This is a genomic window from Rhizobium sp. PP-CC-3G-465 (assembly GCF_004343445.1).
GTDB classification, from domain to species: Bacteria; Pseudomonadota; Alphaproteobacteria; order Rhizobiales; family Rhizobiaceae; genus Ferranicluibacter; species Ferranicluibacter rubi.
This window is the reverse complement of record NZ_SLYH01000002.1, coordinates 121586-141161: the sequence shown is the minus strand read 5'-3', so window position 1 is coordinate 141161 and position 19576 is coordinate 121586. Positions and strand designations below refer to the sequence as shown.

Below are 19576 nucleotides of genomic sequence, written 5' to 3'. Positions count from 1 at the left end.
AGCCATGACCGCAGCGGAAAAACCCATCCTTCTCGACGTCGACGGCCTGACCGTTTCCTTTGCCACCGACCGCGGCATGGTGAAGGCCGTCCGCGACGTCTCCTTTTCGGTGCGTGAGGGGGAGATCCTCTCGATCGTCGGCGAATCCGGCTCCGGCAAGTCCGTGACCCTGCTCTCGCTGCTCGGCCTCCACGACCGCAAGACGACGCGCGTCGACGGCATGGTCGCCTTCCGCGGGCGCAGCATTCTCGATCTCAACCCGGGCGAACTGCGCCGCATCCGCGGCAGGGAGATCGGCCTGATCTCGCAGGACCCGATGACGGCGCTTAACCCTGTCTATACGATCGGCTGGCAGATTGCCGAACAGATCCGCGCCCACGATGCGATCTCCGCCCGGGCTGCGAAGAAGCGGGCGGTCGAGCTCCTAGGCGAGGTTGGTCTCTCCAATCCGCAGGAAGCGGTCGACCGTTATCCCCACCAGCTTTCGGGCGGCATGCGGCAGCGTGCCGTGATCGCCATGGCGCTCTCCTGCAATCCGGCGCTCTTGGTGGCCGACGAGCCGACCACGGCGCTCGACGTCACGGTGCAGGCGCAGGTGCTCGATCTCCTGCTGCGCCTGCGCAAGGATTTTGGCTCGGCCATCATCCTCATCACCCACGACATGGGCGTTGTCTCCGAAGTCGCCGACCGCGTCGCCGTCATGTATGCCGGGCGCATCGTCGAGCGCGGAGAGACGGAGGCGATGTTCGAAAGCCCGCTCCACCCTTACAGCTGGGGCCTGATGGGCTCGATTCCGCCTTTGACCGGCCCGCGTCTCGCCCGGCTGAAGTCCATTCCCGGCATGCCGCCGACGCCCGACAGAATTGGCGAGGGGTGCGGGTTTGCACCGCGCTGCGCCTTTGCCAGACCCGCCTGCCTGGAGCGGCCGCCGCTGCGCAAGATCGGCACGCAGGCCGCCCTTTGCGTTCTGGAAGAGCCGGAGCGAAGCGCGCTCCGGCGCACCGTCCTGTCGCCTGAGGAATTCGCATGACGCCGTCCATCCCTTCGAACGTTGCGTCCCGGGCAACAGGTCCGTCCGCGCCCGACACCTCGATACGCGGCACTGGCGAAACCTGCCTTTCGCCCCGGGTGCCGCTGATGTCGGCGCGGTCGCTTGTCAAGACCTTCACCGTCGGGCGGACGTTCAGACCTGGTTCCGGGCGCACGCTTCACGCCGTGGACGGCATCAGCCTTGATGTCTTTCCGGCGGAGACGCTCGGCCTCGTTGGCGAATCCGGCAGCGGCAAATCGACGCTCGGCCGCTGTCTCACCCGGCTCTACGACATCGACGGAGGCACGCTCAGCTTCGAGGGTTCTGATATCACCAAGGCGGATACGCGGGCGCTGAAGCCGGTACGCCGCAAGGTCCAGATGATCTTCCAGGACCCCTCGGCCTCGCTCAATCCGCGCCGACGGGTGCGCGATGTGCTTGCCGAAGTACTGAAGGTTCACCGCATCCGCGAGGGCGCCGGCATCGAGGAGCGGCTCGGCGAACTCATGGACCTCGTGGGCCTGCGCCAGGAATATCTCGATCGCTACCCCCATGAGTTCTCGGGTGGCCAACGCCAGCGCATCGGTATCGCCCGGGCACTTGCGGTGGAGCCGACGCTGATCGTGGCCGACGAGCCGGTATCGGCGCTCGATGTCTCGGTGCAGGCGCAGATCGTCAATCTGTTCAGCGAGCTGAGGGAAAAGCTGGACCTTACCTACGTCTTCATCGCTCACGATCTGGCCGTTGTGCGCCAGGTGTCTACCCGCGTGGCCGTTATGTATCTTGGCTCCATCGTCGAAACGGGCGAGACCGATGCACTCTATGCACGCCCTAGCCACCCCTACACGCAAGCCTTGTTATCTGCGATTCCACAGCCGCATAACCGGAGCCGGCGAGGGCGGATCCTGCTCACCGGTGAAATCCCGAGCCCGCTTGACCCGCCTGCAGGCTGCAAGTTTTCAACCCGGTGCCCACACGCGCAGGCCGTCTGTCGAGAGGTTCGCCCACCGCTGACAGCCATATCGAATGAACGCTCCGTCGCCTGCCATTTTCCGCTGGCTTGATGCGCATCAACGCGTAGCTTCCTGCCGAACAGGGCTTCGAACTCCTGGCAATGTTCTTGATGGATCTCTCGCGATAATGGACGCGGTACTGAAGCGTCCCGTACCCGTCACCATTCCGGTCTATTTACAGTGCGGATAAGGAATTTTTAGGCTTAGAAGAGGCGTTAAAGCTGTCCCCTGCATTCAGCACCTCGCATCGCATCCTCTCAGTAGATGATCTGTGGGGTCGAACAGCTTAAGGGAGAAGGCTCCTTTCAACATTCTCATGAACCATAGTGTCGATCTGGATCGCCGTTTCGTATTGGTTCAAGAGCAAGTGGGCAAGCGATCTAAATCAGTCGGTGCTGAGCCGCGATCGAATGACGGGCAGAGGCTCCGCTGGCGTAACACTGCACTTGACCGCGGCAGTGAGTGCCTCGGAGCACCGCTCCCATGCGTCTTCGGATGGCGCGTGTAGGATGCAAAAAGGATGAGTGGCATCCATCGTGGAGCCGACCGATGCGAAGGAAGACGCTCCCACCGTGTGATCGATATCATCCTGAGGGCGCGTGCGACTGGCTCCGATGCCAAGCAGCGCGCTGCCGATCGCATAGCAATCCATTTGGCTAACAAATCCTGTCTTTTCCAGATAGACCGGACGGATGACAGGGGCATCCCTTATGTACCTCTCGGGAAGATCGACGAGATCGGCCGGGCCCCCGAAAGCCAAGACCATGCGCGCAAAGCGGTCTTTGGCCGATCCGTCTTCGAGGTGCTGCCACGCGATTCCGCGAGCGGTCTCCAAGTTGGCGGCAAGGCCTCCCATGACGAACGTCTCGGAGACGAGCGCAAGAACGGCTTCCAGCAACCTGGGCTCCCGGTATTCGCCTGTTAGGAAGCGTATAACTTCACGTATCTGTAAACCGCTGCCGACGCTGTCTCCCAGGACCTGGGTGAGATCGCTGATGAGGGCGGTCATCGGCACTCCTGCGCCGCGTGCGACATCCAGGAGGCTCTCAGCCAATTCTACGGCGCGGGCTTCCGTCTTCATGAAGGCACCCGACCCGAACGGAACGGTCATCACCAGGCCGTTAATACCGGCCGCCAGTTTCTTCGACATGATCGAGCCCGTGATGAGCGGTATGCTCTCCACCGTCGCGCAGACGTCACGAGCATAGAAGATCGGCTTATCGGCCGGAGCAAGATCCGGTGTCGGCGCGATGATGGCGCAGCCTATATCCTTGACGGTGTTCATGAAAGCCGCGGTGGTCGGTACGGTGTCATATCCCGGAATGGCTTCCAGCAGATCGATTTCACCGCCGGTATGTCCAAGACCTCGCGCGGAAATCATCGGCATGCGGATCCCACAAGCGGCGACCAGAGGTGCTACGATCAGACTGACCTTTTCGTCGCCGACCCCGCCGCTGGAATGCTTGTCGATCATCGTAGGCCCCTCAAGGCCGACCGTTGCCCAATCGATCACCCGACCGCTATCGCGCATGGCAAGTGTGTAGTCGATCCGTTCCTGTCTGGACATGCCATTGAGATAGACCGCCATCGTGAAGGCACCGATCTGCGCCTGGCTCACCGCGCCGCTGACCGTGCCATCGACAAATTGTTTCAGGTCCCGCTGATCGAGGGTTTCGCCATCGCGTTTCCTGCGAATGACGTCCTGAGGCAGGAATGGCCGTGATGCGACAGACATCTGATATCCTTTCGATCAGCTGGTGATGAGATTGCTCGTTTCTCAGTTGCGCCGCCAGAAAGGCATATCGCCCGCATAGCGGTTCATGCCGACATCGACGAGTGACGCGCGTCTGTGGATTTCGGCAAACCATGGCTCAAAAATCCGATTCCTTCTCTCGACCTCTCCATGCTCGGCCAGAAGTTCCGGGACGGTTTCGCGAATTTCCTGAAAAATGGCTGCCTCGTCGATCGTCACCAGCTTGCGGTCGCGAACGACGACTTCGCCGGCAACCATCACCAATTCGATTGAGGAGCCATTTTCACTGAAGACGATCTGGCGCTCGGCATCGTTGAACGGTTGAAACGCGTAGGTGTCGAGATCCAGCATGATGATATCGGCCGCCTTGCCCGGCTCCAGCGAACCGGTGACATGATCGAGAAGGGCTGTGCGAGCGCCGCCGAGCGTTGCGGCATGCAGGATTTCGTTCGCCGTCAGCCACTCCTCAGGATCGGGCCCGCTAACGCCATGGATAAGGGCTGCCGTGCGCATGACGTCGAGAATCCGGGCCGTATCGTTGGAACAGACACCGTCGGTTCCCAAGCCGATGGTCACGCCGGCCTCGAGCAGCCTTCGGATCGGCGCGATCCCGGCTCCGAGCTTCTGGTTGGAGACGGCATTATGCGCGACCGAGCACCGAGCAGCGCCCATTAGCTCGATGTCTTCGTCATTGACCCAGACAGAATGGGCTATCGTCGTATGGCGATCCAGGGCGCCGAGATCGTGCAAGTGACGGATCAGGCTCTTTCCATAGAGCAGCTGACCGGTAACGGCCTGGGTCTTGGTCTCCACGACGTGTGTGTGGAACGGCACGGATTTGTCTCGCGCCAGCGCATGGCAGGCCTGTATGAGATCCGGCGTGCAACGCTGCGGAGCAGAGGGCGCGATCATGAACTGCAAGCGCCCGGCGCGGCCATGCAATGTGGAGAATATCTCTTTGCAAAAGGCAATGTACTCGTCGGTTCGAATCTGCGGGTTGCCGTCGAGAAGCCGTTGCAGTTCGGGCGGCACGATCTCGCGGGCGAAAGGCAGAGCGTCCAGCGTTGGTATGTTCATCACCGCGCTGGAGATGTTTGCTCTGATGCCGCTGGCTTCGTAGGCGGAGAACACGGTGGCCAGCCGCTCGACATCATGGCCCGGCACATCAAAAAAGTCGTCGCACAGGGCCGTCACGCCACTCCTCAGGGATTCCATCGCAAGGAGGAGAGTTCTCAGATAGAGCAGGCGCGGCGATATCTGTGTGCCGACAAGCAGCGGATAGGCATAGAGCAGCCAGACCTCAAGCGGCATGCGTTCGTAGCGGCCGCGAAAGAATGTTTCGCTCGAATGGGTATGGGCGTTGATCAGACCCGGCATGATCAACTTTCCGGCAGCCTCGATGATCACCATATCCGGGGTCGGTATCACAGTGGTTCCGACCGAAATGATCCTGCCATCCCTGACGAGGACATCGCCGCTTGGCGTCGCGCCATTGCTGCCGGGGGCCATGGTCAAAATCAGGGCGTTTCGAAATAGTGTTTCCGTCATGGACATGGTCTCCGGATGCTCGGGAGAGGCTTGCGTTGTTCGGCGGCGATGACGACGGGCAGCCGACGCTAGATGGTCGAGAACGCTTCCGGAACCCGACCGGGTGCTCCGCCTTCCAGCCATGCATAGAGCTCCCAAATCTCTCCATCGGGGCCGGTAAAATATGCGCCACGGGCGTTCCAGGGATAGTCGGCAGGAGGTCCCGTGAAGGTGACGCCTTTAGCAATCAACTCCTGATATGTTGCCTCGACATCGTCGCAGCGGTCGAGCTTGATGGCGATCAGGACGCTTGCCGGACGATCCTGTGTAACGGCGACGCCTGCATGGTGTCCGATATGGGCACTCTCCCAGAGTGCCAGGGTTACGCCCGCGCCGGTGAAATCGGCAAAGCCCTCGGCGCGGTGCTTGAGAGCGAAACCGAGCTTGTCCCGATAAAAACCAACGGAAGTCTCGACGTCGCGCACCAGCAGGCAAACGTCCGTGATGGCATGGCGTTGGGCAAAGGGTAGCATCGGTACGTCCTCAATAATCTCGAAGTTCGGCAAAGCCGTTTGCGGTCTTCGCGCCGCCGCGCAACCGTCCGCTGACCCAGACGCCGACGATGGTTGCCAGATAGGGAAGCGCCAGAAGCAGGTCATGGGGGACAGCGTCGCCGAAGACGATCTGGGCGCGAATCCCGAGCGCGCCGACGACGCTGAAGAACAGGGCTGCCAAGGCCGAGCCGATGGGATGAGCAGCACCGAAGACGACGGCGGCAAAAGCCATGAAGCCGCGACCGGCGGTCATGTTCTGCGCAAAGATCTGCAGACTGCCCGCCGAAAGCTCGGCGCCGCCGATCGCGCAGAGGATACCGCCGACGGCCAGGGCGATGAAGCGCATCCGCGCGGGGTTTATGCCGACGCTGCGGGCTGCGAAGGGATGTTCACCGCTGGCCGCCAGTTGCAGGCCAAACCGTGTCCGTTTCAGAAGCACCCAAAGCGCAAGGACCACGAAAGGCATCGCAACGACGAAAATGGAGATCGAGCTATAGGACCCGAAGGCGGGGCCGAGTCGTGGCACGCCGAAGGGGGCCGTGACGGAGGCCTGGCTACCGAAGATGGATTGCGCGGCAAGCGCGGTCCCGCCGATGCCAAGTCCGGTCAGGCCAAGGCCTGCGATGATCGGGTTGGCCTTCAGCTTCTCGATGACGAACCAGAGCAGAATGGACGCCAGGATACACAGCACGCAGGCCATCAGCATCGCTGCGACGAACGAGCCCGTCAGCACGATGCCGATGACCGTTGCGCAGGCGCCGATAATCATCACGCCTTCCAGGCCGAGGTGCCAGATTCCGGCACGCTGCGCGATCATCCCGGCCATGGTCACGTAGATCAACGGCGTTCCGGAGCGCAGGATGGCCACGATGAAATCATTCATGCTGACCTTCTCCCGACGCTGAGAAGCCGATCGACGAACCGGGATTTTGCGGTGATGAACAACGCGATTGCCGCGTTGATGATATCGATTGCCGCGGAGGGGAGACCGGCCATGACCGGCAGGTAGAGAGCCGCCGAGGCAAGGCCGCCGAAGAACAGGGCTCCAACGGCTGTCCCGATGATCGAGAGATTGGCCACCAGCGCGATGAGGATGGCGGTGAAGCCATGGGTGGGTAGAAATCCGCCGATCAGCCGGCCGTTTGGCCCGAAGACCTCGACCGTGCCGGCAAGCCCGGCCAGTGCGCCGCTGATGACGAAGCTGGCGAGGCCAAGCCGCCAAACCTTTGCGCCCTGCCAGCGGACCATCACCGGATTCCTGCCGGCAAGGCCTCCGACGATGCCGAAGGCTGTGCGATTGATCAGAAGCCACATCAGCACACCGACGACAGCGGTGATGATCAGGATCGTCGGCGAAATGCCCAGCGAGTTGCTGATCCGATAGGCCGCATTCAGCGGCTTGCTCGACGCCTGCTGCCCACTGCCCGACGGATCCTTCAAAGGTCCCGCCGTGACATAGACCAGCAAGAGTGCCGCAATGAAATTGCCCATCAACGTCGTGATGACTTCGTCCGTTCCCCAGCGCAGGCGCATGATGCCCGGCCACAACGCCCAAAGCGCACCGCCGGCCATCCCCGCCATGAAACAGAGCGGTATCAGGACAAGCGCCGGAGCGCCGTCAAGAAGGCTCGCGGCAAGGGTCGCGGCAATCGCGCCCACGTAAAACTGGCCCTGGGCGCCGATGTTGAAGAAGCCACATCGGAATGACAGCGCTACGCCACATGCGGTGATGAAAAGTGGAAGTGCCCAACGCAGGCCCTGCGTGAGACCCCCGGGCCGCAGAAAGGCGCCGTTGAAAATGCTGGCAAACATTGAAGGCGCGGAATAGCCCGCGAATTCAAAGAGAATGCCGCAAAGCATCAGCGCGACGATAATGAAGATGAGCGCGCGGAGCACTGCCGTCAGGCTGGCGTTCATTGGTCTGCTCCCGTCATAGCCGCACCGACCTTTGCCATGTCGAATGGTGCCGAGAATTCCGCGGCAATCCGACCCGACAGCATCACGATGATACGGTCGCTGATATCGAAGAGCTCATCCAGATCCGATGAAATCAGGATGATGGCGCAACCACGGTTCCGTGCCTCACGCTGCGCCTTCCAGACGAACAGAGTCGCTCCGATATCAAGGCCACGTGTCGGCTGCGCCGCGATGATCAGCTTCGCGTTCTGATCGATTTCTCGGGCAAAGATCAGCTTTTGTGCATTGCCTCCTGAGAGCGAGCCTGCGCGCTGGGTCGGTGCCGCATAGCGTACGCTCCAGGCGTCGAGTGTCGCCACGCTCTCCCGCTTCAAGGCCTGCGGGCTGACGAAATCCAGCAGCCCTTTCGACAGCAGCCTTGCAATCGACCAGTTCTCCCAGAGCGAACTCGAAAGGCTCAGGCCCTCGGTGTTCCGCTCGAAGGGAATGATCCGCAATCCCATCGACCGGCGGTCCCCCAGGTCGCGCTTCATGATATCTTCGCCGCCAAGAACCAGCTTTCCCGACGGCACCTCAACAAGACCTGCAATGGCTTGAACCAATGCGCGTTGACCATTGCCTTCGATGCCGGCGACGCCGATGATTTCGCCCGGACGGATCGACAGGGAAACCTCTTCCAGCGAAGGGCCTTCCGCGTCACTCTGCGTGGAGACATTCTCCATTTTCAAGAATGGCGGAACGGATGCGGTGATCGCATACGCTTGATCCGTCGGCGTCGATGCACCGATGACGACCGCTGCATCGTCCGAGGGGGCAGAGGTGCCGATGATGAGTTCGGCAAGCTCGCGAGGACCGATTGTGGCGCACGGAACGGCCGCTGCAATCAGCTTGCCGCCACGCAGCACCGTGACGGTGTCGGCAATGCCCAGCACCTCCCGAATTTTGTGAAGGATCAGAATGACCGTCACGCCCCGCGCTTTCAGCATCCGGACACGCTCGAACAGTCTCTCGATACCGGAAGGCGAGAGGACAGCCGTGGGTTCGTCGAGAATGAGTATCCGTGCATCGCTGACGAGAGCCCGGGCGATTTCCACACCCTGCTGCGTTTCAACCGGAAGATCGCGGATGCGTCTGCTGGAATCCACGGTTACATCGAGCGAATGAAGATGCTCGCGCCACCGTCGGTTCAGTTGCGACGAGGTGAAAAGCGGCGATTGCCCTGTTGCTCCGAACTCGATTGCTTCTGAAACGGTAAACGAAGGCGGCAAAGCAAAGCTCTGATGCACGAGTTCGACCCCCGCACGCCGTGCTGCTTTGACCTTGCCAGGCTCGATCGGTTCGCCGTTGATCAGGATTTCGCCCGGCTCCGGCTTTACAAGACCCGCCGCGACCCTTGCAAACGTCGTCTTGCCCGCGCCATTCTGACCGACGACAGCATGGATAAGACCTGGTTCGAACGCCACGCTGACACCGGATAGAGCGACGGAATCACCATAGGTAACCGTGATGTCGCGGCAGTGCAGCGCCGGCAATGCTATAGCCCTATGGCTCATCATTGGTTTCATACGCATAGCTCCGCCACCCATCGGGCGGCTGCAGACTGAAAGACAGTTCAAGTTCGACGTGCCCCGGGCCTGGTCGATCGAGGGCTTCATAGTCGCGCAAAGACGATCAGAGCGTCGTGTCGAATGCGACAGTCAGCGACCCGTCCTGAATCTTGGCTTTCGCGGCATCGATCTGCGGCCAGATTTCCCTGGCCTTTGCCACGAGATCTTCAGGTCCCTTCGCGACGAACTCGGGGGAGAGGACAAAGTCGATGACGCCGGTCCCGAGGCCGGTCTTCGTGTGGCTGCCCGTCCACCCAGGCTTCAGGGCGTTCGACACTTCGTTGTACAGCGACTGGCCAAAGTCGAGCGAGACCAGCGTTGCGACGGAGGAAGGACCCAGTTTGTACTGGGCCGGAGAGATGCCACTGACAAGCTTGCCGGGTATTTCATTGGCTGCCGCGATAATGCCGGCGTCCGTTGCGGCGGAATCGGTCTGGATGAAATCGACGCCAGCCTTGTACATCTGGCCTGCAATTTCCTGACCCTTCGCAGGGTCCTGAAACGAACCGGCAAAAGCTACCGTCAACGTGGCATCGGGCCTGACCGAGATTGCGCCGGCTTTGACGGCATTGGCGTCGGCATTCAGCGGCGGGAGCGAGAGTCCGCCGATGTAGCCAAGCTTGCCGCTCGTGGATGTCAGCGCACCAAACATGCCGGACAGGTAGCAGCCAAGATAGTAATCATAGGAAACCGTGACGACATTCGGCATTGCCGGCTCGAAGGGGTCGGCGAAGAGCTGGATCCATTTGGTGTTCGGGTAGCTTGGCGCCAGTGCTTTGAAGGGTTCGGCGACCTCATTGAACGTCGAAACGATGATGGATGCGCCGGCATCACCGAGGGTGCGGAAAATCGTCTCGTAGGTTGCCGGATCCGCAGCGTAGACGATTTTGGCTTCAAGGCCCTTTTCTGCGGCAAGCTCGGTCAATTTGGCAATCATGGAGTCCACCGGACCGTTGTCTCCGGCCGCCTGAGTGTGAACAAGCGCCACGATCTCGCCCGCAGCCCAAGCCGCGCTCGGCAAAAGCGCGGTCGCAAGTCCTGCAGCCGCAAGGCCGGCCGAGCGCTTGAGAAGAGTGCGCCGGGATGGCGAAAATCGGGAATGCGCACTGGTGTCAGCAGACTTCGTCATGTCGTCATCCTTGGCTGAGGCTCATCCGCGAACGGAATGCCGTTTGAAACAATCTCGTGAGGCTGTCTGTTTTCAAGCAGGTCGTTAACATGAACCTAGCCAAAAGCTGACCAAAGTGTCAACTTATAGGAATCGAAAATCTGACCGAATGGTCAAATTTTTTCTCCACCAAGATATTGTTTTAAAAGAACGATTATATATCATGCGGTTTGCACAAAAAGAAAACTCATAAATGCACAACAATTAATCCGTCGAGTAATCTTGGCGGATCGATGATGCTGACAGAGGAGAGACAGGCGTGGAGAATGTGAAATCGAAGCGTTCAGCCAGAGGCAAAGCGGCAGCGACTGGCTCCGGTCAGGAAGAGAAGATCCGCGAACGCAACGAGCGTCAGATCCTTGAAGCTGCGACGGTGCTGTTTTCGCGCAAGGGTTTTCAGGGCACACGCACCTCCGAAATTGCCGAGGCCGCAGGATTGCCGAAGGCAAATGTCTATTATTATTTCTCGTCCAAGGAGCAAATATACAGCGCCGTCATCCGGCACCTGATTGCTGGATGGGATGATGCGCTTCAGCAGATCAGAGCAGACCGAGAGCCTGCCGAGGCACTTGAGGCCTATGTCCGCGCAAAGCTCGATTACGCTTGGCACAACAAGGAAGAATCGCGAATGTTCGCGACGGAAATCCTTGCCGGGGCACCCTTTCTCTCACGACGTGACCGCGAGCACATGCGTGATGTGACGAAAGAACGGTCGGAAATCATTGAGCATTGGATCCGGCAGGGAAAGCTGAAGCCTGTGGACCCACGCCATCTGTTTATTATTCTTTGGTCTTCTACCCAATTCTACGCCGATTTCGACAAACTGGCATGTGACGCGCTGGAGACAACCCGGCTCACGGCCGCGGACCTCGAAACGGCGGCTCAAACGATCGTACAGACGGTGATTGGAAGTCTTCTAAAATAGGTGAATACGTCCGGCCGCAAATTTTTCTAGAGATTTCAATGGAAATGACGGGAAGTTACTTCCCACACTTCCATCAAAGTCAATTTCCGTGTCGGCGCCTCTAGCGCGATGTCGCTTTGTGGCGAAGCATACGATAGAGTCTCTATGTTGGCGGTTTCTGAATCCAAAACTGGCAGCCAAATCTCTCTCCGATCGGTCATCATCTCATGCCAGCGCGGAAAATCGCGGGACTAAAGGGACGCTTCACCCAGGCTGGGCTGTCAGACCGCTTCGAGGGGAAGAACGGTTATATCCTGGCGACGATATTGGTGGCGGTGTCGTTTCTGGTCATCGTCTTGCTTCAGCACGTGATCGATAATGGTGTGACGTTCACATTAGCCGCTCCGGCCATTCTTGTCGCATCGATCGCGGGCGGCATCAGGCCAGGAATACTTGCTGTCTCGCTTTCAATGGCCGGAATTTTCTGGCTCAACGGACTGCCGATAGACCGCTTCAGCAATATGCTCGAGCTCGTGATCTTTACTGTCGTCGGTATCGCAGTCGCATGGATGGGCGAGATGTTACACACCGCGCGGCGCGCAATCGATATGGCCGATAGTGCGCTTGCGGCCCGCGAGGCTCACCTGCAGTCTATCCTCGACACGGTTCTGGATGCGACGATCGTTATCGAGAAGGACGGTACGATCGTCTCGTTCAACGCCGCCGCTGTCCGCCAGTTTGGCTATGCGATGGCAGACGTCGTCGGAGAGAATGTCCGGCTTCTGATGCCTGAGCCCTATCGACGGGAGCACGACGGATATCTGAACAGATATATGGCCACGAATGAGAAGCGGATCATCGGTATTGACCGTGTCGTTGTCGGACGTCGCAAGGATGGTTCGACCTTTCCGATGAAGCTTGCGGTCGGCGAAATGACATCAGGTGGCAAGACGTATTTCACGGGCTTTATCCGCGATCTTACGGAGCGGGAAGAATCTGCCGCTCGCCTGCAGGAGATTCAAAGCGAACTGGCGCGCCTCGCCCGTGTCAACGAACTGGGCGAGATGGCATCGACGCTTGCCCACGAACTCAATCAGCCGCTATCTGCAATCGCAAATTATGTGCAGGGTTGCACGAGGCTGCTGCGCGACATGGATGACGGAATCGCCAACAAAATGAGGGGAGCGCTCGAAGAGACCGCGCGTCAATCCCTGCGCGCTGGCCAGATCATCCGACATCTTCGTGAATTCGTGACAAAGGGCGAAACCGGAAAGGCCCCGCAAAACATCCGGCAACTCATCGAGGAAGCGGGAGCCCTGGCGCTCGTCGGCTCGCGCGAGCGCAGAATACGGACGGTTTTCGAGTTCGAATCGGGTCCAGAGATGGTTTTGGTCGATCGCATTCAGATCCAGCAGGTCCTGACGAACCTGATGCGAAACGCCATGGAGGCGATGCTGGATAAAGAGCAACGCGAACTCGTCGTGCGGACGCAATCGGCAGGACCCGGTGAAATCGCCGTGAGCGTCGAAGACACGGGTCCAGGTATCTCCGACGAGATTGCCTCGCAGCTTTTTAAGCCTTTTGTGACAACAAAGCCCAGCGGAATGGGGGTTGGCCTGTCGATATCGAAGCGCATCGTGGAAGCGCATGGCGGCTTGATTTCTGTCAGCCGCAATGTCGCCGGCGGGGCGACCTTCCGGTTTACGCTTCCGACAACCGAGAAAGAGGATGCCAATGCAGACGAGTGATTATGTCGTTCACATCGTCGATGACGAGGAGCCCGTCAGGAACTCACTCGCGTTTTTGCTCGGAACGGCTGGTTTCACAGTTCGGATACACAACAGCGCGACGGATTTCCTCGCGGCCGCTCCCACCGTCATCAACGGGGTCCTTGTCACCGATCTGCGCATGCCGGATATGTCCGGGGTCGAATTGCTGCGTAACCTGTTGCTTGCAAAAGCAATTCTCCCCGCCGTCGTGATCACGGGGCACGGTGATGTCCCGATGGCGGTCGAAGCCATGAAGGCCGGCGCGATCGACTTCATCGAAAAGCCGTTCGAAGATGTCGTTATCATGGAGGCGATCCAAAGGGCGGCTGCGCAACTGATCGACAAACCAGCGGACGCCGACGACATCGTGTCGATTCATGTCAGACTGGGATCATTGAGCGATCGGGAAAGGCAGGTTCTGACAGGAGTCGTCGCAGGACTGCCCAACAAGTTGATTGCCTACGATCTGAGCATCAGTCCAAGGACGGTGGAGGTTCACCGGTCGAACGTCATGGCCAAAATGCAGGCAAGAAGCCTCCCGCACCTTGTCCGAATGGCGTTGGTGGCAGGATTTTGACGTCACCGAAACGGCCGACTATTTGATCACGCGCAAGGCGCATCTCCAACATTCCTGCTTTAATCTGACAAACGATGGTGACTATCCCGTTTGCATCTTTCAGGAATCGCACCTTGGCCGCCGCCATCATACTGATCGTCGCTTTCGACAGGGTCTTTCGACGCTCACTCGAGTTTGCGTTGGACGTTGAAGGTTTCCTGACGGAGTCTCATGAGCGGCTTTCGGACGCCGATGGCTCTCTCGCCGCCGCCGTTGCCGTGTGTGCCGTTGTCGATGAAGACGTCCTACATTTGGAGGAGGGAGCGTTTCAGTCGCTCACGCGAATGTCTACGCCCGTCATATTTCTGGCGGACAGTATTCTGGCGCCACTTGCAGGCGCAGGGGTGATCATCCTGACAAAGCCTCTGCATGGCAGTGATTTGCTCGATGCTGTTCGTCGGTTCTCCGTCATTGGGCAGGAGCGAGAGTAAGTAATTTCCCGTAAGGACATAACCGAATAACGCCCACGAGGGTTTCGCGCGATTGTTGTTTTTTCAACGCCGGGAAACAGACATGAACGCTCTCGTCCGCTCCGAAGCAAGTCACAGAAACTCTACTATCGCTGTTGGCCCGCGCCCGCCCGCCCCGGTCTTCGCGAAACCGCAACCGATATCGTTTTTCACGTCCAACGCGGAAATCTACGCTCAGGGCGAAACGGCCGGCAATTTCTATCGTATCGAATTCGGGGCGGTCCGGATCTATCGTCTGCTTTCCGATGGTCGCCGCCAGATAGCGGCATTTCACCTGGCTGGAGAAACCTTTGGTTTTGAAGCAGACCTCACACACCATTTTTTCGCGGAAGCGATCGTCGCGACCTGTCTTTGTACGCACCGCGTATCTGCCGGCGAAACCTTGTCGCAAGACTTGCTGCCACTGGCGCTTCGATACTTGGCCCGCGCCCAGAAACATCTTCTTGTCGTCGGCCGCCAGAATGCTGTCGAGCGCATTGCCGCATTTCTGATTGACATTGCCGACCGTCAAGGAGGTTTGGAGCACATCGAGCTTTCGATGTCCCGTCAGGATATTGCCGATTACCTCGGTCTCACCATCGAGACCGTGTCGCGAGGGCTCACAAAATTGCGCGACACGGGTTTCATCAAGTTTCACGGCCTTCGTGTGCTGGACATCTGCAAACCCCAAGCCCTGCGCCTGATGTGTGAATGAGGCGAGGGAGCGAAGAAATTGGCAGAAGATTGTTATCTTATCAAGGCTTTGACCTTGGTCAAGGCGTCATGCCGGCAGGTGGCTTAGGCTGGCCGCCAATGCGACGATGGGGTCGTATGGAGGTTTAATGATGTCGTATAAGTCCATTCTGGCCATTGTTCGCGTCGATCATTCGGAGCGCGAACTGCGGGATGCCGTCGATTTTTGCGCGGAAGCCGACGCTCACCTTTCCGTCCTGATCGTGCAACTGGCATCTCCGCCGCCGATAGGAGATGCTATGATTATCTCTTCGGTTTGGCTTGAAGAAAGAGAGAGCGAGAAGGCAAGCCTTGATGCGTATATCGAGAAGGTCAAGGATATCGTGTCCGCGACAGGTATTTCCTGTTCTGTGGAAGGAACGTACGCGGAAGCGGCGTCCGCCGAGGAAAACTTAGGAATGCGTGCCCGCTACTCCGATCTCACGATCATAGGCTCCGATCTGGAGCTTGATCGCGATCTTTTCTCGACGGCCGTCGAGGGATGTCTATTCCGTTCGGCCCGGCCTGCCATTCTGGCCCCTCGCGGCGGCGGCGTTTCGCTGCGACCCGCCAAGGTGATGATCGCCTGGGATTCCAGTCTTGAATCCGCTCGTGCCGTTGGCGCTGCGCTCGATTTGATAAGCCAGGCCGAATGCGTGCATGTGGTTGTCGTGGATCCCAACACTGGCGCAAGGAAAAACGGTGACGAACCGGGAGCTGACATCGCGCTCTATCTTTCCCGGCACAGCGCCAATGTCATTGTCGATCAACTTCCGGCGATGGGACGGTCCGTCGCAGAGGTTTTGCAACAACACGCAACAGACATGGGGGCCAACATGATCGTCATGGGTGCCTACGGACACTCCCGTCTTCGGGAGCGCGTCTTTGGCGGGGTCACAAAATCGATGATTGCCAGCCGGGAAACACCCGTCTTCATGGCACATTGAGCCATCCCAGTATCCGTCGATACACTTTCACCAAAACGGAAGGGGCAGGCGTTTATCCGCCTGCCCGAGCCCACACTATCGAGCACCTCATGACGGCTGTCGCCGGCATTTACTTTCCCCGCGGCAGATGTCGGCAGCGTCACAGCTTTGTCAGGCATCCTCCTCGAAGGGTGTAGCAGGCATCGACAGCACCTTCGGGTAGGTTCGCGTGCGTTGCCAACAGGACCGTCCTCCCGGTTGTAGCCGCGATCAGATCACTCAAAAACGCCAATTCTGTCGGACGATCGAGCCCGGATGTCGGCTCGTCGAAGGCGAGAATCCCTGCCTTGGACAGAAGGGTGCGGGCCAGACAGAGCCTTCGCGCCTGACCTGCGGACAGCGTGCGACCGGTTTCCCCGACATACGTCTCAAGCCCTTCTTCCAGACTGCGGATGTGCTGGTCGAGCCTGGCCTTCTCCAGGACCTGCCACAGGTCCTCATCGGTGGCATCCGGATCGCCAATCAGGAGGTTTTCGCGGACGGTGCCGATGAAGACGTGCGTTTCCTGGGTCAAGAGGGCGACATGACGGCGCAATATGTCTTCTTTCATATCGCGCAGGTCCACGCCTCCGATCCTGACGGCACCGCACCGTGGATCGTGGAGCCGCAGGAGAAGCGCCAGGAGTGTCGATTTTCCAGAGCCGCTTTGCCCCACAATGGCAACGCGCTGACCGGCGGGGAGATGAAGGTCCAGGTGATGCAGGACCGGATGGATGGGATCGTAACCGAAGCTTACCTTTTCAAACGCTACGGCATTGCCGCATGGCTGCAGGCTGGCATCGCCATCGTCGTTCACCGTGATCTTGCTGTCTGCGACGTCATGGATACGCTTGGCGGCAGCGATGGCGGCGCTGAAACGCGAGACGCTCCGGACGATGACGGCGGTTGCCTCGAAACTCGCAATCGTCGCCAGCAGCATGCCGACAAGCACGGGCGCCGTGATCTCACCGCGTTGAAACGCCGTGATGCCGGTCCACAGAACGGAAACGAGACCCGACCCGGCAAGAATCTGCACCCCGCCCATTGCCAGGGCGCTGCGAAGCGCGAGGCGCCTTTTTGCGCCTGCAAGGCAGAGAGCGGCATCATCGAAGGCTTTGCGCGCCATTGCCGTTTGTCCGAACACGATGAAGTCGGCATGTCCATCGATGCCTTGCAGGACCGCAGTCCGCATGGCTGCGCAAGCTGAAACAATATCCACACCGATCGAGCGGGTGCTCATCACCAGAAGCAGCGGCACCAGCACGGTTGCGAGCGACAGGGCCGTTCCATAAGGTATTGCCGCGTTGGGAATGATGAAGGCGAAGGCCGCCGTCATTGCCGTTCCCAGGAGCAACGCCGTCAATAACGGCCCGATCGCGACCAGAAAGACGGTGTCGAGCGTGTCGATATCGGCTGTCAGCCGACTGACGAGATCGCCGTGCTGGAGCGTGCGGTCTGATAGGGGGAGACGCGGGAAAAGCCGGCTGAAAATCTGCGCCCGCAAGTCGGCCAGGAGCGACAATGTTGCGTCGTGACCCATCAGTTTTTCGCCGTAACGCGAACCGATGCGCACGAGCGACAGGCCTCGAATGAGGGCAGACGGTCCGAACAGATTGAAGCTGATGGCCGTGGTCGTCAGCGCGGCTGCCGTGAGAAACCAGCCCGATATGCCGAGAAGCGCGATACCGGCCGCGATCGTCACGATGCAGAGCGTCAGAGCTGCGACCATTTTGGTCGATTGGCGGCGATAAAGCGCAAGAAAGGAAAGAAGTGCGCTCATGCGGCATGTCCTCGCAGCATCGGCTTCACGGTGGGACAGGACGAAAATGCGGGCAGAATGGCCCCGTCCGCGATCCGGTAGATGCGAGAGAAGCGCTGGGCTACGGCTTCCGAATGGGTGGCGACAAGCAGCGTGCGCCCCTTCGCAAAGATCGCGAGCGCATCGAGCACACGGCTTTCCGTTGCAGGATCGAGGTGCGCCGTCGGCTCATCGAGCAGGATCACACCGGGATTGCGCAGGAAGATACGGGCCAGAGCAACACGGTGGGCCTCGCCACCCGATAATCCCCGTCCGTTTTCTCCAATAAGGGTGTCCAGCCCATCCGGTAGGCGGGACGTAAATTCAACGACCGCCGCGCAGGCAGCGGCGGTCTGTATGTCCAGATCGGTCGCATCGCTGCGGCCAAATCGGATATTGTCGGCGATCGTGCCTTTGAACAACACAGGGTTTTGCCCCAGAAAAGCGAGGCCAGCGCGCAACGCCTGTTCATCGATATCCTCAAGGCGGTCCGCCCCGATCCGGATCGTGCCCTTAAAGGCGTGCAATCTGGCGATGGCTTCGAGCAGGGTCGATTTGCCGATGCCGCTTTTGCCGATCAGGGCCGCATGCATACCGGCCGGAAGGGTCATTCCAGCATTCGACAACAGCGTGCGGTTGCCGGCCGTCGTGTTCAGGCGCAGACCGCGGATCGTGAGATCGACTCCCGCACCGTTGCGGGAACGCATGGCGGAGGCCGGTAAACTGCGTGGCAGCTGTGTTTTCGAAACGGCATCCGTCATCTCTTCGAAATGCCTTGATATTTCCGATATGGCAGCTTTTGCGCTTTGTTTGTCATGATAGTGCGCCGCAAGCAGCCGCAGAGGCTGGTAGACCTCCGGGGCCATGAGCAGACAGAACAAACCGGACTGAAGACTCAGCGGCGCCCATCGCATGTCGATGAATCCGAGGTAGGACAGTCCGACGTAGAGGGCAACGCCGGCAACGCCGAGGGCTGCAAAGAACTCCAGCACGGCCGAGGAAAGAAACGCGACCTTCAATACGCGCAATGTGCGCAGACGGAGGTCGTGGCTTGCCGCGAGAACGCCGGATGTTTCTCGGGTAGCGCGGCCGAAGATCTTCAAGGTGACGATGCCGCGCAGCCTGTCCGCGAACAGGCCGGACAGCCGCGAAAATGCCTCTGCCTGCCGGTCGGTTTCCGCTTGGGCACCCCATCCGACCAATGCCATGAACAAAGGGATCAGAGGCGCGGTGACCAGAAACAGCAGTGCGACCATCCAGTCGACGGGGAGGATGGAGACCGCAAAGACGAGCGGCAGGAGAGTGGCCTGAACCATCGCCGGCAAAAACCGGGCGAAATAGCCGTCAAGGGCTTCGGTCTGATCGACAATCGCAGCGCTCAAAATGCCAGAGGACCGGTGTGCGGTCCAGCCAGGCTTCTGATCGAGGAGAAAGTCGTTCAGCGATTTACGAAGATCGAATTTGATGCGTTCCGCAGCGGCAGATGCGGCCTGTTCCGCGCCAAGACTCAAGCCGGTCCTGGTAAGGTAAACGCCGCCAAAGAGCAGAACCATCGGCACGACCTGTTGCAGGGTCGCGTGATCGATGATGACCTTCTGCAGCACGAATGCCAGGATGTAAGCCTGTGCGATGAGAAGCAAACCTGAAACCAGGGGTAGAGTAATAGCCAGCCTGAGGGCGAAGCCACCGCGCTGGCGAAGCCTGTTCATCCAGCGTCGTTCGCAAGCCGGGTCACTGTCGTGCGCGCGGTCACTCATCGTTTTTTCTTCGCTTC

General features: G+C 59.5%; 17 protein-coding genes. 8 read left to right on the top strand and 9 right to left on the bottom strand.

Annotated features, from left to right (window positions below; genetic code table 11):
• Window positions 1-4 precede the first annotated feature (4 nt).
• Window positions 5-1030 carry an ABC transporter ATP-binding protein gene (locus C8J33_RS13065; protein WP_132664620.1) on the top strand — a complete coding sequence of 342 codons (1026 nt, stop codon included), beginning with the start codon at window positions 5-7 and terminating at the stop codon, window positions 1028-1030.
• Window positions 1031-1137: 107 nt separating this feature from the next.
• Window positions 1138-2094: an ABC transporter ATP-binding protein gene (locus tag C8J33_RS13060; protein WP_132664670.1), complete on the top strand. Its 957-nt coding sequence runs from the start codon at window positions 1138-1140 to the stop codon at window positions 2092-2094.
• Between the two features lie 334 nt (window positions 2095-2428).
• On the opposite strand, the gene C8J33_RS13055 is transcribed toward C8J33_RS13060, so the two are convergent.
• The 7 genes from C8J33_RS13055 to C8J33_RS13025 all read right to left on the bottom strand — a co-directional run bounded on the left by C8J33_RS13055 (window position 2429) and on the right by C8J33_RS13025 (window position 10530).
• Window positions 2429-3778 carry a thymidine phosphorylase gene (locus C8J33_RS13055; protein ID WP_132664619.1) on the bottom strand — a complete coding sequence of 450 codons (1350 nt, stop codon included), beginning with the start codon at window positions 3776-3778 and terminating at the stop codon, window positions 2429-2431.
• Between the two features lie 42 nt (window positions 3779-3820).
• A complete protein-coding gene (locus C8J33_RS13050) occupies window positions 3821-5344 on the bottom strand; it encodes an amidohydrolase family protein (RefSeq protein ID WP_132664618.1) in 1524 nt (507 codons plus the stop codon).
• A 68-nt stretch (window positions 5345-5412) separates the two neighbouring features.
• Window positions 5413-5856 (bottom strand): VOC family protein, encoded by a 444-nt coding sequence (locus tag C8J33_RS13045; RefSeq protein WP_132664669.1) that lies wholly within the window; start codon window positions 5854-5856, stop codon window positions 5413-5415.
• Window positions 5857-5866: 10 nt separating this feature from the next.
• Entirely contained in the window at window positions 5867-6760 is an 894-nt protein-coding gene (locus C8J33_RS13040; RefSeq protein WP_132664617.1) for an ABC transporter permease, read from the bottom strand.
• Window positions 6757-7794 (bottom strand): ABC transporter permease, encoded by a 1038-nt coding sequence (locus C8J33_RS13035; protein WP_110802221.1) that lies wholly within the window; start codon window positions 7792-7794, stop codon window positions 6757-6759. Before C8J33_RS13035 ends, C8J33_RS13040 begins: the two co-directional genes overlap by 4 nt.
• Entirely contained in the window at window positions 7791-9359 is a 1569-nt protein-coding gene (locus C8J33_RS13030) for an ABC transporter ATP-binding protein (RefSeq protein ID WP_245507171.1), read from the bottom strand. The genes C8J33_RS13035 and C8J33_RS13030 overlap by 4 nt, the downstream gene beginning before the upstream one ends.
• Before the next feature lie 106 nt (window positions 9360-9465).
• The gene (locus C8J33_RS13025; protein WP_110802225.1) at window positions 9466-10530 is read right to left on the bottom strand and encodes a BMP family ABC transporter substrate-binding protein; all 1065 of its coding nucleotides are present in this window, start codon (window positions 10528-10530) and stop codon (window positions 9466-9468) included.
• 298 nt (window positions 10531-10828) lie between these two features.
• Here C8J33_RS13025 and C8J33_RS13020 point away from each other — a divergent pair, with 298 nt between their 5' ends.
• From C8J33_RS13020 to C8J33_RS12995, 6 genes are all read left to right on the top strand, one after another.
• A complete protein-coding gene (locus C8J33_RS13020; protein WP_245420189.1) occupies window positions 10829-11494 on the top strand; it encodes a TetR family transcriptional regulator C-terminal domain-containing protein in 666 nt (221 codons plus the stop codon).
• Window positions 11495-11700: 206 nt separating this feature from the next.
• Window positions 11701-13221, top strand: coding sequence for a PAS domain-containing sensor histidine kinase (locus C8J33_RS13015; protein WP_132664616.1), 1521 nt, complete (start codon window positions 11701-11703; stop codon window positions 13219-13221).
• Window positions 13208-13819, top strand: coding sequence for a response regulator FixJ (fixJ, locus tag C8J33_RS13010; protein WP_132664615.1), 612 nt, complete (start codon window positions 13208-13210; stop codon window positions 13817-13819). Before C8J33_RS13015 ends, fixJ begins: the two co-directional genes overlap by 14 nt.
• Window positions 13820-13932: 113 nt before the next feature.
• A complete protein-coding gene (locus tag C8J33_RS13005; RefSeq protein ID WP_132664614.1) occupies window positions 13933-14289 on the top strand; it encodes a transcriptional regulator in 357 nt (118 codons plus the stop codon).
• An 82-nt stretch (window positions 14290-14371) separates the two neighbouring features.
• Window positions 14372-15022, top strand: a complete 651-nt coding sequence (locus C8J33_RS13000) for a helix-turn-helix domain-containing protein (protein WP_132664613.1) — start codon at window positions 14372-14374, stop codon at window positions 15020-15022.
• 127 nt (window positions 15023-15149) lie between these two features.
• Entirely contained in the window at window positions 15150-15986 is an 837-nt protein-coding gene (locus tag C8J33_RS12995; RefSeq protein ID WP_245507170.1) for a universal stress protein, read from the top strand.
• A gap of 139 nt (window positions 15987-16125) precedes the next feature.
• On the opposite strand, the gene cydC is transcribed toward C8J33_RS12995, so the two are convergent.
• Complete coding sequence (cydC, locus tag C8J33_RS12990; RefSeq protein ID WP_132664612.1) at window positions 16126-17784, bottom strand: thiol reductant ABC exporter subunit CydC; 1659 nt, start codon at window positions 17782-17784, stop codon at window positions 16126-16128.
• Window positions 17781-19559: a thiol reductant ABC exporter subunit CydD gene (cydD, locus tag C8J33_RS12985; RefSeq protein ID WP_132664611.1), complete on the bottom strand. Its 1779-nt coding sequence runs from the start codon at window positions 19557-19559 to the stop codon at window positions 17781-17783. Before cydD ends, cydC begins: the two co-directional genes overlap by 4 nt.
• Window positions 19560-19576: the final 17 nt, after the last annotated feature.

What these genes read in the sequence shown, in the direction of transcription:
- C8J33_RS13060 (WP_132664670.1), top strand. Translation starts at nt 1,138, where the DNA reads ATGTCGGCGCGGTCGCTTGTCAAGACCTTCACCGTCGGGCGGACGTTC.
- cydD (WP_132664611.1), bottom strand. Translation starts at nt 19,559, where the DNA reads ATGAGTGACCGCGCGCACGACAGTGACCCGGCTTGCGAACGACGCTGG.
- C8J33_RS13045 (WP_132664669.1), bottom strand. Translation starts at nt 5,856, where the DNA reads ATGCTACCCTTTGCCCAACGCCATGCCATCACGGACGTTTGCCTGCTG.
- C8J33_RS13050 (WP_132664618.1), bottom strand. Translation starts at nt 5,344, where the DNA reads ATGACGGAAACACTATTTCGAAACGCCCTGATTTTGACCATGGCCCCC.
- C8J33_RS13025 (WP_110802225.1), bottom strand. Translation starts at nt 10,530, where the DNA reads ATGACGAAGTCTGCTGACACCAGTGCGCATTCCCGATTTTCGCCATCC.
- C8J33_RS13015 (WP_132664616.1), top strand. Translation starts at nt 11,701, where the DNA reads ATGCCAGCGCGGAAAATCGCGGGACTAAAGGGACGCTTCACCCAGGCT.
- fixJ (WP_132664615.1), top strand. Translation starts at nt 13,208, where the DNA reads ATGCAGACGAGTGATTATGTCGTTCACATCGTCGATGACGAGGAGCCC.
- C8J33_RS13040 (WP_132664617.1), bottom strand. Translation starts at nt 6,760, where the DNA reads ATGAATGATTTCATCGTGGCCATCCTGCGCTCCGGAACGCCGTTGATC.
- C8J33_RS12995 (WP_245507170.1), top strand. Translation starts at nt 15,150, where the DNA reads ATGATGTCGTATAAGTCCATTCTGGCCATTGTTCGCGTCGATCATTCG.
- C8J33_RS13065 (WP_132664620.1), top strand. Translation starts at nt 5, where the DNA reads ATGACCGCAGCGGAAAAACCCATCCTTCTCGACGTCGACGGCCTGACC.
- cydC (WP_132664612.1), bottom strand. Translation starts at nt 17,784, where the DNA reads ATGAGCGCACTTCTTTCCTTTCTTGCGCTTTATCGCCGCCAATCGACC.
- C8J33_RS13035 (WP_110802221.1), bottom strand. Translation starts at nt 7,794, where the DNA reads ATGAACGCCAGCCTGACGGCAGTGCTCCGCGCGCTCATCTTCATTATC.
- C8J33_RS13000 (WP_132664613.1), top strand. Translation starts at nt 14,372, where the DNA reads ATGAACGCTCTCGTCCGCTCCGAAGCAAGTCACAGAAACTCTACTATC.
- C8J33_RS13030 (WP_245507171.1), bottom strand. Translation starts at nt 9,359, where the DNA reads ATGAAACCAATGATGAGCCATAGGGCTATAGCATTGCCGGCGCTGCAC.
- C8J33_RS13055 (WP_132664619.1), bottom strand. Translation starts at nt 3,778, where the DNA reads ATGTCTGTCGCATCACGGCCATTCCTGCCTCAGGACGTCATTCGCAGG.